The 14,225-nt window shown below is 52.1% G+C and carries 7 protein-coding genes; 5 read left to right on the top strand and 2 right to left on the bottom strand.

The window, feature by feature from the left end:
- The first annotated feature begins 70 nt into the window (after nucleotides 1–70).
- Together WFJ73_RS18665 and WFJ73_RS18660 are read left to right on the top strand one after the other, a co-directional pair.
- A complete protein-coding gene (locus WFJ73_RS18665; RefSeq protein ID WP_336774494.1) occupies nucleotides 71–823 on the top strand; it encodes an ABC transporter ATP-binding protein in 753 nt (250 codons plus the stop codon).
- Nucleotides 820–2,073 carry an ABC transporter permease gene (locus WFJ73_RS18660; RefSeq protein WP_336774493.1) on the top strand — a complete coding sequence of 418 codons (1,254 nt, stop codon included), beginning with the start codon at nucleotides 820–822 and terminating at the stop codon, nucleotides 2,071–2,073. The genes WFJ73_RS18665 and WFJ73_RS18660 overlap by 4 nt, the downstream gene beginning before the upstream one ends.
- 72 nt (nucleotides 2,074–2,145) lie before the next feature.
- Here the strand turns inward: WFJ73_RS18660 and WFJ73_RS18655 are convergent, their stop codons facing one another.
- A complete protein-coding gene (locus WFJ73_RS18655; protein ID WP_336774492.1) occupies nucleotides 2,146–3,441 on the bottom strand; it encodes an aminotransferase class I/II-fold pyridoxal phosphate-dependent enzyme in 1,296 nt (431 codons plus the stop codon).
- Nucleotides 3,442–3,917: 476 nt separating this feature from the next.
- Between WFJ73_RS18655 and WFJ73_RS18650 the strand changes: the two genes are divergently transcribed.
- On the top strand, nucleotides 3,918–4,703 hold the full coding sequence (locus WFJ73_RS18650) for a helix-turn-helix domain-containing protein (RefSeq protein ID WP_127495009.1): 786 nt from the start codon (nucleotides 3,918–3,920) through the stop codon (nucleotides 4,701–4,703).
- 320 nt (nucleotides 4,704–5,023) lie between these two features.
- Here WFJ73_RS18650 and asd read toward each other — a convergent pair whose 3' ends face one another.
- Nucleotides 5,024–5,812, bottom strand: a complete 789-nt coding sequence (gene asd, locus WFJ73_RS18645) for an archaetidylserine decarboxylase (RefSeq protein ID WP_336774491.1) — start codon at nucleotides 5,810–5,812, stop codon at nucleotides 5,024–5,026.
- A gap of 173 nt (nucleotides 5,813–5,985) precedes the next feature.
- Between asd and WFJ73_RS18640 the strand changes: the two genes are divergently transcribed.
- A complete protein-coding gene (locus WFJ73_RS18640) occupies nucleotides 5,986–7,299 on the top strand; it encodes a glycosyltransferase family 4 protein (protein WP_336774490.1) in 1,314 nt (437 codons plus the stop codon).
- 100 nt (nucleotides 7,300–7,399) lie between these two features.
- Nucleotides 7,400–14,122 (top strand): WIAG-tail domain, encoded by a 6,723-nt coding sequence (locus tag WFJ73_RS18635; RefSeq protein WP_336774489.1) that lies wholly within the window; start codon nucleotides 7,400–7,402, stop codon nucleotides 14,120–14,122.
- The last annotated feature ends 103 nt before the right edge of the window (nucleotides 14,123–14,225 follow it).

Here is a 14,225-nt window from a genome sequence, read left to right as displayed (position 1 = left end):
GCGGCTGTAATTCGGTATGCTGATAAGAGAAAGAGCAACTTATATTATAGGTAACTGTAGGTGACGGAATATGAGCGAACCCATTTTGCAGGTTGCCGGATTAACCGGCGGTTACAGCCCGCGGCGTCCCGTGCTCCATGATGTGACGTTCGAGGTGCGGGCAGGAGAAATGGTAGGATTAATAGGACTCAATGGTGCGGGTAAAAGCACAACGATCAAGCATATTCTTGGACTTATGAAGCCCCATCAGGGGCAGGTGAAAGTAGACGGTGTTACGCTAGAGGACAACGCGGAGCGTTACCGGTCCGCTTTTGCTTACGTGCCGGAGACGCCCGTACTATTCGACGAGCTTACAGTGGAGGAGCATTTGCGTCTGACCGGAATGGCCTATAATGTGGCGGAACCGGCATTTGGCGAGCGGCAGGAGCAATTGCTGGACGAATTCCAGATGAGGCCCAAGCGCGGGGCATTTGCTTCGCATTTGTCCAAGGGGATGAAGCAGAAGGTAATGATTATGAATGCGCTGCTCTCCGAACCGCCGCTGTATATGATAGACGAGCCGTTCCTTGGTCTGGATCCGTTAGGTATTCGTTCTCTGCTTGAACGGCTGGTTGAAGTGAAAAAGAAAGGCTCGGCCATTCTGATGAGCTCCCATATCCTGTCTACGGTGGAAGCGTATTGCGACCGGTTTATTGTTATGCATCAAGGCAAGGTGGCTGCATACGGCACGCTGGAAGAGGTATGCCAGACTGCCGGAATCGAATCGCGCGGCGGAGCGCTGGAGGATGCCTTTTACAAGCTTGTTACCGAGGGACGCCAATGAGCGGGGGGGATCGGTCGCTTGAGGCATTATGGCTAAAGCGGTCAGGAGAATTCCGCAAAGAAGTAACTCCTTATTTCGGTTATATGGCGCAAAGCGGGTTTCCGTTGTTTATGTCGTTTATCGTGCTGTCATCTGCCTTTGGTTACATCAAGCTGATCCGGGATCTGCCAAGCGGATTTCCGATTACGCTTGTTGGTACCGTGGCTTTGTTTATTATTCTTAGCTGGAGTCCGCTTCGAACCTGGCTGACTTCGCCGGATATTGTCTTTCATATGCCCCGTGAGGCGGAAATGGGCAGCTATATCCGCAGAAGCTTCCGTCGCTCGGCAATCATGACATCTTTGCTCGGTGTTATTGTTTTGTTGCTCTACTGGCCGATTTACCGGCAAGGAGACGGGGAAGCGGGCTTTTTGACTTTACTGCTCTTTTGCGCGGTTATGCGGGCAGCAAACCTGTGGGGAGCATGGAAGGAAAGGAAATTAGCCTGGTCCGGTGTCCGCCTGCTGCTTCGGTTTTTGCGCTGGGCAGCGAATGCACTTACGCTGTCGGTTATGCTGACAAGCGCGCCATGGCAGGCTGCATTGTTCCTGCTGCTGCTTCTTGGCTTGTTCGCTCTGCTGTACCGGCTGCCGGTCAAGCATTCGTTCCCATGGGAACGGCTGATTGAAGAAGAGTCTCGAACCCGAAGAAGCTACTATCAATTTTTCGGCTTATTTATCGATGTTCCAACGATGCCTTCCCGTACGGCAACCCGAGCTTACCTGGCGTGGATTTTAAGGTATATTCCGAACCGGCACCGCTTGACCTATGTCTATTTGTACGCGGCGTCTCTTGTAAGAACGGAGATTGGCGGTATCGTCTTGCGGCTTACCGTGTTGTTTGCGCTTATCGTCTACTGGTTTGCGGAGGATGGATGGCTGTCCGGTTGGGGAGCTGCTGCAGCTTATATCATCCTGCTGCAGTTGGTTGCCGTACAGCTCGGGGGCTTGCGGCATTCTCATCGCTATTCCGTCTGGCGCCATGTCTATCCGCTGCCCGAGGCGAAACGGATGGACAGCCTGGTCATTATAGACCGATGGGCGCTTGCGGTTGTTTCTTTCCTCATGTGGGTACCGGCAGCCATCATGCTGGTGGTTCAAGGGCTCATGGTTCCGGCGATTGTTGCGCTGTTAGCTGCTTATTCACAGATTCTATTCTTGCGTCCCGGCCGTTTGCGCCGCAAGCTGGTTGAAGATGCGGAGGAAGAATGACGATTTTTCGTTAAAAAATAGCGGTGCAGGGATCATCCCTTGCACCGCTATTTCTTATTTATAAAGGGGCAATTAACCGATCAACTCGGTAACCGCTTTGTAGATCGTATCAAACAGCTCTTCCAGGTTCGGCTCCTCGATGCAGGAGAATGCAACGCGAAGATCGGTCTCTCCAAGCGCGATGGTTCCGATTCCGTACTCGTCCAGGAGACGCATGCGGACCTCTTCCGCGGAGACGCCTTTCAGCTTAAGGCACATAAAGTAACCGGAGTTAAATGGGTAATAGCTCCATACGTCTCCGTAACGTCCGCTGTCGAGCAGATCTTTTACTTTATTGGCGCGCTTTTTCATCACTTCGTATTTCTCCGCTTTCTGTTCATCGAACTCAGCGGACTTCAGTGCGTGCAATACGAAGGTTTGCGATGGATGCGGGCCGCTCGAGATTGTCGCGCGGATAATACCCATCGTTTTCTGCTCAAGAGCAGCCAGTGCTTTATCGGAAGGGTTAGCGTAAGTGATGAAACCAACGCGGAAGCCCCATACGTATTCTTCTTTAGTCGCGCCGTCGACTTTGACAGCGAGTACGCGCGGATGCAGATCAGCGAGCTTGCCGAATAGCGATTCATGCAGCGAGTCTTCGAAGAACAAGCCGAAGTACGCGTCGTCCGTTACGGCAACTACGTTGATGCCTGCTTCTGCCGCATCGCGGATGGCTGCAACTATCTCATCGCCTTCCTTAGGACCCGGCGAGTAGCCTGTAGGGTTGTTCGGGAAGTTAAGGATAACAATCGCTTTTCCTTTGTCCTTCTGGGCGAGCAGAGCTTCGCGCAGACCGGCGCTGTTGAAGCGGTAATCTTCATTGTACAGCGGGTATTCAACGATCTCGGCACCGCGGCGGATGTTGAATGTCAGTTCATAGTTCTCCCAGTTCTTGTTCGGGATGATAACCGCATCGCCGACATCGGCGAACAAGTCGGCAACAATACTCAAACCGTGCGTCAATGCGTTCGTAGCGACAGGGTTGCTGAATTTTTTGCCTTCCAGGGAAGGGTTTTCTTTAACCATCTTGGTGCGCCATGCGGAACGCAGCTCCGGCTTACCAGCTGGCGGAGCGTATTCGTATATATCTTTCGGATCATACGAAGACAATGTGTCTTGTATAACCTTAAGGTGCATGGGCTGACCGTTTTCTATTGCTATGCCGATCGTGGCGTTAAATTTCTTAGCCTTGGCCTTTGCTTCTGCGGATTGGCTGAGTATGCCTTCCTTCGGGAAATAAATCGCTTTTCCTAAAGCGGACAACATGTCGTAGACGTTCGGACTTTCGGCTTTGAGCGTCTCATTCAACTGCTGAGCAAGTGGGTTCATGGACTTCATTCCATCCTTCCGGGAAATCAATTCGTCATTTAACGCTTATCGGGTGCTATTATAACATTTTTTTAACAAAGCACACCAACCAAAATGCAATTTTTTTTGACTTTTGTGCAAACGGAAGGGCAATACCCGCTTGCGTGCGAGTTTCCGGCTGTTGTATGATGTCGGCAAGAACTCGAAATTCCGCGAAAAACGCTTTGGGAAAGCGTCGCGAGATACCTAATATTCGCTTAAGAAGTAATTTTGCAGCATAACGAAAAGTGTTATTTGGTAAACTTTAGGATTATGCTTGCGATGTGATTTCCACCAATAACAAACGGCGTTATTGGTGGAGATTGTAACTATGCTTACGAAGTAATTTCAGCAAATAACAAAGTACGTTATTTACTGAAATTTTTAGGCCAATGCTTACGAAGTAAGTTTGAATAATAACAAAAACCGTTTTATTCAAACTTTTTAGGAGGATTCACATGCTGCACTTATCTACGGATTCGTACATTAAATTGCCGCCTATAGCCAAAATCGTATGTGAACCAAACTGGAGATGGCAGCGGCGTGAAAAGCCGATGGCGAACTATGATTTATTTTATGTTTGGAGCGGCGAAGGGGAAGTGGAAGTTAACGGAACAGCGTATCCGGTTGGAAAAGGAAGCTGCTTTTTGTTCCGGCCGGGTGACCACACGAGTGCTACCCATAATCCCCAAAAGCCCCTTGTCCTGACTTATATCCATTTTGACGTACGCGAGCCTGTGCAGTTTGTTCCTGAACGTTACCGGAAGCTGACGGATACGGTTGATTTCGAATATTTGCTCTCCCGGTATGTCCGGCTGTTTCTCGTTGAGACATACGCGGCGGAGGAAGAAGCCTTGCTGGTGCTTAAGCAGCTGATGATCCATCTGCTGCGCGAGGACCGGGAGATGCCGGTTGAACGCAAAGGAAGCAACCAGCTGACCGAAGCGATTCAAGAGGTTGCCAATTACGTGAAGCAGCATCCAAGCGTAGCTCACCGGGTAGAGGATTTGGCGATGCGCGCCCAGCTGTCTCCGAGGTATTTTTCCGTAAAGTTTAAGGAATTGATCGGCATGTCGGTACAATCGTATATGATCCGGACACGAATTGAACGGGCCCAGCATCTGCTGATGTACGAAGGCATGAACGTGACGGAGGTCGCGGATGCGCTTGGCTACAGGGATATTTTCTTCTTCAGCAGGCAGTTCAAGCAATACACGGGCCGCAGCCCATCCGAAATCCGTTAACAACAATAAAAGGCGCCGCAGGGATAATCCCTCGGCGCCTTTCTTCTAAATAGGGCCATTTCGAGCAATGAAATGGCTCTATTCGGTTCTTAAAAATAAGTTTATTTAGGGGTGGAGTGCGAATGAAGCATAAAATGTTTCTGGAGAAACGGAGCATATGCTTCCGAAGTAGCTTTCTTGCAGAAAGCTTTTAAGTGTTCGCTTTTGCTCTGGGGGTTCCAATCCGCGAGGATTGTTCAAAGGAATCCCCGAGAAATGGCGATCGGAAGAACATTTAATGCGCAATGAGCATGCCTTTAAACTTGCAATGAGCATGCTCTCTACCCCTCAATCAACTGCCCCAGCATCTCGCCCATCCTCACCTTTAACCCGGGCGCAAGATCCTGCCGCGGAATGAAGGTGTCGCTCTCCATGAGCAGGACCACCGTTGATCCAAATTCGAAGTAGGCAAGCTCGCCGCCTTTTACAGCCTTGTCGCGAATAGGCTCCACATAACGAATGCTGCTGACGTTCATGGCACCAACCTTGACGACGGCCGTTTCTCCTCCGGCATGTTTGATATAGGTAATCAGTCTTTCATTCCGGCTGAGGACGCGGCGCATGCGGCGAAGGCCAAAGTCGTTAACCGGGTATACCTTGCCCGGAACATGCTCGCGCTCGACAATCTGTCCGTCTACGGGGGTATGTATGCGGTGATAATCGGTTGGACTCAAGTACAAAACGATGTAGTATCCGTCGCGGTAAAGCTCTGTTCGCGGAGAGCGGTTAAGCAGCTCCTCAATCGTATAATCCTGTCCTTTTACGTTAACAATGGTACCGGCTTTGATCGGTCCTGCCCCCGTTATCAAGGCGTCCACCGGACTTATAAGTGCTGTAGTCTCTTCATGTATGATCCGGGAGCCCGGCTTCAGGCGCCTCGTGAAAAATTCGTTTAACGTGCTGTATGCTTCCAGCGGCTTCTCCGCTTCTTCGATTTTGATGTTATACATGCTGGCGAATCTCGGAATCCAGCCGCGGCTTGCCTTCGATTGCGCGAAGCGGCCGGTCAGTCTGGATATCCATTTGCGCGAACTAAGCTCCGTCATGGCTTGAAACAACCATCCCATCATGCCCGCTCACTCACGTCCTTTCCTTGCATCTTGCCTTTCGATGTCCTCCGAACAGTGTGACACAACCATTCATACAAATCAATAGTATAGGCGTCCGCGCAACCTTGTGGCAATATCGGAATTGCTCGCGTATGCTAACTGCAAATTGATAACGAAGGAGGCCTTCCTTCGACATGTCGCCTGTGAAAGTGGCATTCGTTACGCCTGGAGCCTATCCCATCCCATCGGGAAACAGCAGCTCAGTCGAACGGGTTGTTGAAAAATTCGTTCCTTTGCTGCGTCCTAGTGTTGAGCCTCGTATTTACGGGAAAACCGGGCGCAATTTGCCCCGCCGGAGCCTTGTTCATGACGTCGTATGCGAAAGATTCCATGCTGCCAAACGTTCCGCTTATGTTGCGAATATAGGACGTGCTATAAAGAAATTCGGTCCGCAAATTATACAGGTCGAGAACCGGCCGACTTATGTTATAAAGCTGAGGCATTCCAATCCGAAAGCCAAAATATGGCTTAATCTTCATTCTTCCACTTATATCAGTGCGAGACATATTTCCGAGACGCAGCTCCGCAAAAGCTTTGCTCTAGCGGACCGGATTATTGTAAACAGCGAATTTCTGCGCGGTCTGATCCTTAAGAAGGTGCCGGAAGCCAGTACGAAGCTCCGCGTCGTATATCCGGGAGTGGAGACAAGACGCTTCCAGTCCCGCTATACGGCGGAAGGGGAGGCAGCGCGAAGACATCACAGGGAGCGTAAAGGTCTGGTCCACCGAAAAGTAGTTGTTTTCCTGGGCAGACTGATTCCGCTTAAGGGTGTGCATCATTTGCTCGCTATCGTGCCAAAGCTCATCAAGGTCCATCCGGATCTTCTTGTCGTGATTGTCGGAAGTCCATTCTACGGATCGCACCGTACAACGGCCTATTCCCGCAAGCTGTTAAAGATGAGTGAGCGGTACAAGAAGCATGTCCGGTTCGTGCCTTATGTGCCTTACTCGGAAGTTCCGGGCTGGTTCATGGCCGCCGACATTGCCGTAATGCCTTCGGGAAAGCGGGAAGCGTTTGGGCTTGTGAACGTAGAGGCGATGGCAACGGGCCTTCCGGTTATAGCCACGCGCGCCGGCGGAATGCAGGAAATTATCCAGGACGGAGAGACCGGTTTTCTCATCAATCAGACGGAAATCAAATCCGAATTGACTGCCAAGCTCCTGCTCCTGCTCCATAATGCGGCGCTGCGCCGACAGATGGGGGTAAAGAGCAGACAGCGGGTGGAGCAGCTGTTCACATGGGAACATACGGCGAAGCGGTGGTTAAAGATACAACGAAATGAAGCGGACCAGAGATGCCGTGACAACCCGGAGTTATGTGATGAAAACATGGATCCGGAGTCGGTTTCGCAGCACGTGCAGGAAAAGGCTCATGAGGATGAGCAGATAATCAGCTACGAAATGGGCTACTTGAATCACAATCCTTATACCCAGGAGGACGGCAGTTGATAGCTGCCGTCCTTTTTTGTTGTATAAACGGCAGTAGCGCGCCTATGGGTAGGAGCATATAGTGAAATAACTTTGGGGAGGAAGAAAGAAGGAGAGGTCAATGACAAAAGGTAAATCGTCGAAAAGCGCCAAAGGGCGTAAGCCGAGTTATTTTGTTGATAATCCGAATGCCTCGGAATTAAAGTGGCTGGATGAATTAAAAAGCAAAAAAAATAAGGTTCAGAATAATAACCTGCTTGTTCCGCAGCCTAAGCCTGTAGAGAACCGGGCGGTAAGCATTAACGCAATAGCTCCTACGGAAGAGGCCCCGCAAGCGGAGACGGATTTGATCCCTGTATTGACGGAAGAATTGATCCTTGTTGCCGATGCCTCCTCATCGGCTGAAATAAGCGACGCTGAGACAGAGCGGCTTATTGAGGAAATTGCTTCTTATGTTGCTGATCCCGTACCGATTCCGGAGCCGAAGCTGGAGCCTGTGCTTGAACCGAAGCAGCAAGTGGTTAAACAGGAAGCGAAGCCGGAAGCTAAACAAGCACAGAGGCAAGAGTCGAAGCAGGAGCGGAAGCAAGAAAAAACATCTGTACCGGAGCTTGAGCCAACTTACGAGAAGAAGCTCGACAAACTGGTGGAGAAGCAGGATCTGTACAAATCGTTTCCGTTTATCTATACGGACGATATCGTGGATGGCGCCGTAACGGGCAGCAAGCTTGCTCCGTATTCGGTAGACTCGGACAAAATGCGTCCGGGCAGCGTAAACTCTTCCACCCTTTCCGATTATGCGGTGCAAAACATTCATCTTGCCCCGGGCGCCGTAACGGGCAATAAAGTTTCGCCTTTAGCCATTACGGGCAACCATCTTTCGAACAGCTCCATTACCGGGGATAAAATCGTAGATTCCTCGATTAACGGCAGCAAGCTGCAGGATGGCAGCATCACCTCGGAGAAGCTGGCCGACCGGACCATTGACTCCAGCAAAATCTCGGACAGCTCGATTACTTCGCGACATCTTCAGCCGTTTATCATCACGGAGGAGCTGATCGACAACCATTCCATTTCTGCGGATAAAATTCAGAACAGCGCCGTCCGCACGGAAAAAATAGCCAATGAGGCTATTACGAATTCGAAGCTTGGCGAGGCATCGGTTACCCATTCCAAATTGCGGGACGGAGCGATTACCGGCAGCAAGCTGGCCTCGGACACGATTGAGTCCGTTCATCTGAAGCAAGGGCTGCTCCTGGCGGAGCATGTATCGGTTGGAGCTATCCTGGGGAAGCACGTGGCTCCAGGCGCCATCACGCAGGAGCATCTGACGGAAGGAGCCGTAGGGACCGGAGCCCTTCAGCCTCAATCCGTAAACGCCGAGCGGATAGCACCCGGAGCCGTTAACGCAAGTCATCTCCAGCAGGAGACTGTCTCTGGCGAACATATCGTGGCCGGACAGATTGGGAGCAAGCATCTTGTCGACCAAAGCGTCAACTCGAGCAAGCTGACAAACGAAGCCGTGCAGACCCGTCATATCGGACGCAGCAGTATTATTTCGGACCATATTGCCATCGGCCAGATCGAGCAGCGCCATATTGCCCATCAGGTGGTGTCCCGTCAACATTTGCAGTCCGGTTCAGTAGGCAGGGAGCAGCTGCAGGACGGCTCTGTGAAAGGGGAGAAAATCGCTCCCCAAGCGATTACGACCGATCATCTGAGTGACCAGTCGGTTGGTACGCACCAGCTTGCGGACCAAGCCGTAACGGATAGGAAAATAGCGGACGGCTCGGTCAAAAGCTCCAAGCTCGCTGCGGGCGCCATCGAAACGGGCCATCTGAAGAACGAGATTATTACGTTTCAGAAGATTGCTCCCGATACGCTTCGTGCCTATCATTTCTCGGCAGGCTCCGTAACCGAGGATGCGATTTCCCCTGAAGCGATTTCCGGCGAGCATTTGAAGCCGAAGGTGATTGAGAAGCAGCATTTCGCTAATCAGGCAGTGGGCACGGATGCCATCCAGGATCTGTCTGTTACAAGCGGCAAGATCGCTTATGGTGCGATTACCGAGTTTAACCTGTCTCCTAACTCCGTTCATCCGCATCATCTGGCTGATCATAGTATCGGCTCCCAGAAGCTCGCTCCTGAATCCGTTACAACCGACAAGCTGGCTGAGCGAAGCGTAACCGCATCGAAGCTTGGCGATAGCAGCGTCAACGAACAGCATATCGCGCAGGACGCGGTGAATTCCGATGCGATTCAGCCTGCTTCCATCCATGGCGGTCATCTTCAATATTCTTCTATTGCAAGCGAGCACATTGAGGACGGCGCTATCCAATCCGTTCATTTGGCAGACGAAGCGGTAACGCGGCAGCATTTGGCGGAAAGCAGCGTACAAACGAAGCATCTGTCCGACCAATCGGTGACAACCGGCAAGCTGGCTGCCCAATCGGTAACAAGCGAGAAGCTGGCGGATTCGAACGTCACCTCCTCCAAGCTGGCGGATGGCAGCGTGCAATCGAATCATATTGCACCGGGCTCGATTCATTCTGAATTAATCGGCCTTCAGGCGATCCAATCGGAGCATCTGCAGACGGGTATTATTCAAGCGGAGCATATGGGCTATCAGTCCGTTACCGAGATGAATCTGTCTTACGATATCGTGAACACGGATCATATCGCCGACCAGGCCGTAACGTCAAGCAAGCTGTCCAAGGATGCGGTAACAACCGAAAAGCTGAACGATTCAAGCGTAACCTCCTCCAAGTTGGCCGACGGCAGCGTTACGGCTGGCAAACTTGCGGAAGGCTCCATTTACTCAGAGTTAATACGTCCGTTCTCGATTCAATCGAACCATATCGAGCCTCTCTCCATTCAATCCGAGCATTTGACGGAGGATATTATCGGAGCGAATCATATCCGCGGCGGAGCGGTTGGAACGGAGGCCTTGTCTAACCAGTCGGTAACGGCATCGAAGCTGACAACCGGCGCTGTGCAGTCCAGCCATATCGGCAATGAGGCGGTCGTAAGCAGACACTTGGCGAATGATTCGGTCCTTGGTATTCATATCGTGGAGGGCAGCGTCCGCAGCGTCCATCTGACCGATGAAGCGGTCACCGAAGCGAAGCTTGCTCCGCTCAGCGTCGGGGAAGCCCATATCCAAGCCGGCGCGATAAATTCGGAAGCCCTGCAGGAGGAAATTATTCGAACGGAGCATCTCGCGGACGGCGCCGTTCGGGATACCAAGCTGGCTTTCTTATCCGTTAGTGCCGATCATATCCAGCCGTTGTCCGTTCAGGAGAAGCATCTGACGCCGGGCAGCATTGATGAAAGCAAGCTGCAAAACGGAGCGGTAACATCCGCCAAGCTGGCAGTCGATACCGTATCGGGCGATCACCTGCGCCTGGAGACGATTGCGAGCAAGCATATTAAGGCTGATTCCATTCAAAGCTACCATCTTCGGAAAGGCACGGTGTCCTTCGACCACCTGAGCGCGGATGTTCTTAATGAATTCAAGCCTAAAACGATTTTGCCGGAGCAGTTGGCTGAAGGGATTATCCAAACCTCCAAGCTGCTGGACGGCAGCGTGGTTACCGGCAAGCTGGCCGATGACAGCATCACAACCGAGAAGCTGGCCGAAGAGAGCGTCACAACCGGCAAGCTTGCGGAAGGAAGCATCACAAGCAGCAAGCTGGCCGACAACAGCGTCACGGGCGAGAAGATTGCGGATGAGAGCATTACCGGAAGCAAGCTGACGGCAGGCAGTATTACAAACGATAAGCTGGCCGATAACAGCATTACGGCAGAGAAGCTTGCCGACGCAAGCATGACAGGCCGAAAGCTGGCATTCGAGAGCATTACCGGCGATAAGCTGACAGCCGAAAGCGTAACGGGCAGCAAGCTGGCCGGAGGCAGTATTACCGGCGATAAGCTGGCGGATGAAAGCATTTCAAGCCGGAAGCTGGCGGATGGCATTATTACGGGCAGCAAGCTGGCCGACGGAAGTATTACCGGCAGTAAGCTGGCTGTTGACAGCATTACAAGCGATAAGCTTTCGGACGGAAGCATCACGAGCAGCAAGCTGGCCGATCAAAGCGTTACGGCTGAAAAGCTGCTGGATGAAAGCGTGTCGGGCCGGAAGCTGGCAGGCGACAGCGTAACGGCGGAGAAGCTGGCCGACGATAGCATTGCAACCCGCAAGCTGGTTGACGAAAGCGTCACTTCCGAGAAGCTGGCCGAAGAGAGCGTAACGACAAGCAAGCTCGCCGATCAGGCGGTAACAGGACGCAAATTGGCAGCCGAGAGCGTCACTTCCGATAAGCTGGCCGACGACAGCATTACAACCCTCAAGCTGGTTGATGAGAGTGTCACCAGCGAGAAGCTGGCGGACGGAAATGTCATTACGAGCAAGCTAGCGGACTTGTCTGTCACGGGCAGCAAGCTGGCTGATGAGAGTGTTGCGACGGAAAAGCTGGCCGAGGGAAGCGTTACATCTGAAAAGCTTGCGGCAGAAAGCATTACAAGGCGTAAATTGGCCGACGAAAGCGTGACGACGGAGAAGCTGGCCGACGACAGCATTACAAGCCGCAAGCTGACCGCCGCAAGCGTAATTAGCGATAAGCTGGCTGAGGGAAGCGTCATTACAAGCAAGCTAGCCGACCTGTCTGTTACCGGCAGCAAGCTGGCTGATGAGAGCGTCTCGACCGGGAAGCTGGCCGATTCCAGTATTTCGAGCCGTAAGCTAATTGATGAAAGTGTGACCAGCGATAAACTTGCCGATGAGAGTGTTACAAGCGAGAAGCTAGCTGAACAAGCGGTGACCGGAAGCAAGCTGGCCGATAACAGCATCACCGGCGAGAAGCTGGCGCCCGGAAGTATTACGGCTGATAAGCTGTCCTCAGACAGCATTACCGGCAGCAAGCTGGCCGATGAAAGTGTCACAACCGAGAAGCTTGCTGATGATAGCATCACGAGCCGTAAACTGGTTGACGAAAGTGTGACCGGCGATAAGCTGGCGGACGAAAGCGTCACGGGCATAAAGCTAGCCGACTTTGCTGTTACAGGCAGTAAACTGGCCGACGAGAGCGTTACAACCGAGAAGCTGGCAGGCGGCAGCGTAACGAATGAGAAGCTTGCCGATGATAGCGTGACTACCTGGAAGCTGGCAGGCGAGAGCGTCACAACCGAAAAGCTTGCGGACGAAAGTATTACATCCCGTAAGCTCGCAGGCGGAAGTGTCACGGCCTGGAACCTCGCCGAGGGCAGTATCTCAAGCGATAAGTTAGCCGATGAAAGTGTAACAACTGGCAAACTGGCTTCCGGAAGCATTACTTCGGAGAAGCTAGCCGACGAGAGCGTTACTACCGAGAAGTTAGCCGACGACAGTATTACAAGCGGCAAGCTGATTGATGAAAGTGTGACCGGCGAGAAGCTGGCCGACGGAAGTGTAACAAGCAACAAGCTTGCCGATCTGGCTGTCACTTGGAGCAAGCTTGCCGATGAGATCATCACAACGGAGAAGCTTGCAGCGGGAAGTGTCACGGAAGATAAGCTGGCGACAGATAGCATTACAAGCCGCAAGCTGGCCGATGAAAGTGTGACAACCGAGAAGCTGGCCGACGATAGCATTACAAGCCGCAAGCTGATTGCGGAGGGCGTAACCTCCGAGAAGCTTGCCGACGGAAATGTCATTACGAGCAAGCTAGCCGACCTGTCTGTCACCGGCAGCAAGCTGGCTGATGAGAGCGTCTCGACAGGTAAGCTAGCCGACTATAGCATTTCGAGCCGCAAGCTGATTGATGAAAGTGTGACCAGCGATAAACTTGCCGACGAGAGTGTTACAAGCGAGAAGCTAGCTGATCAAGCGGTGACCGGAAGCAAGCTGGCCGATAACAGTATTACAAGCGAGAAGCTCGCAGCCGGAAGTATTACGGCCGAGAAGCTTGCGGCAGACGCCATTACCGGCAACATGCTCCGAGATGCTAGTATATTCGCAGAGAAGCTAGCCGACGATAGCATCACAAGCAGCAAGCTGGCTCAAGAGAGTGTAACCTCAAGCAAGCTGGCGGACGGCAGCGTAACGATCAATAAACTGGCCGATCAAGCGGTGACCAGAAGCAAATTGGCCGACGAGAGCGTTACGGCGGAGAAGCTGGCCGATGACAGCATTACAACGCTTAAGCTAGCAGATGACAGTGTAACCACTTGGAAACTCGCGGATCTTAGCGTAACCTCCGGGAAGCTGGCAAATAGCAGCATTACCCGCGAGAAGCTGGCGTTCGGCAGCGTGACGGGCGATAAGCTTGCCGGCAACAGCATCACTGGCGATAAGCTGGTAGAAGAAAGCATTACAGCCGAGAAGCTAGCCGATGAGAGTATCACAACCGAGAAGCTGGCAGATGAGAGCGTAACGAGAGAGAAGCTGGCGGAAGACAGCGTATGCGGCTGGCATATTGCGACAGAGGCAATAACGCTGGATAAATTGGCACCTGAGCTTGTATCGGCCATATTCCCGCCAGTTATAGAAGATGCGGAAGAACTGTCGGAACAAGAACCGGAACCAGCGCCTTCCTTTATCCGTTCCACGGGAACCGGTCAGGTCATTCAACAGTTCGGCCTTGCTCCGTATTCGTTCTTCAAAAAAGGGAAGATGCTGGAAATTGAAGTTATTTTCGACCAGCCGTTCAGCAATGCGAACTATGCCATTACCGCCATCTGCGATAATCCGGAATGCTATGTATCCGTCTTTAGCAAATCCGAAGGCAGTGCCATTCTAAACATTGTCCGCTCCAGGGGCTCGTTTGAACCAGAGGGATGTATGAACTGGATCGCCATTGGCCGGTAACATTCATAGATTTAATAGAGGATTGGAGCTAATTCTATGCTCCTATCCTCTTTTTTAATTGGGAGGGGGACAGACGTCTTGGAAGTTGTACAAATGCCGTTGC

It is taken from the genome of Paenibacillus sp. MMO-58, from assembly GCF_037146255.1.
Taxonomy (GTDB): domain Bacteria; phylum Bacillota; class Bacilli; order Paenibacillales; family Paenibacillaceae; genus Pristimantibacillus.
This window is presented reverse-complemented; position numbering and strand designations above follow the sequence as displayed.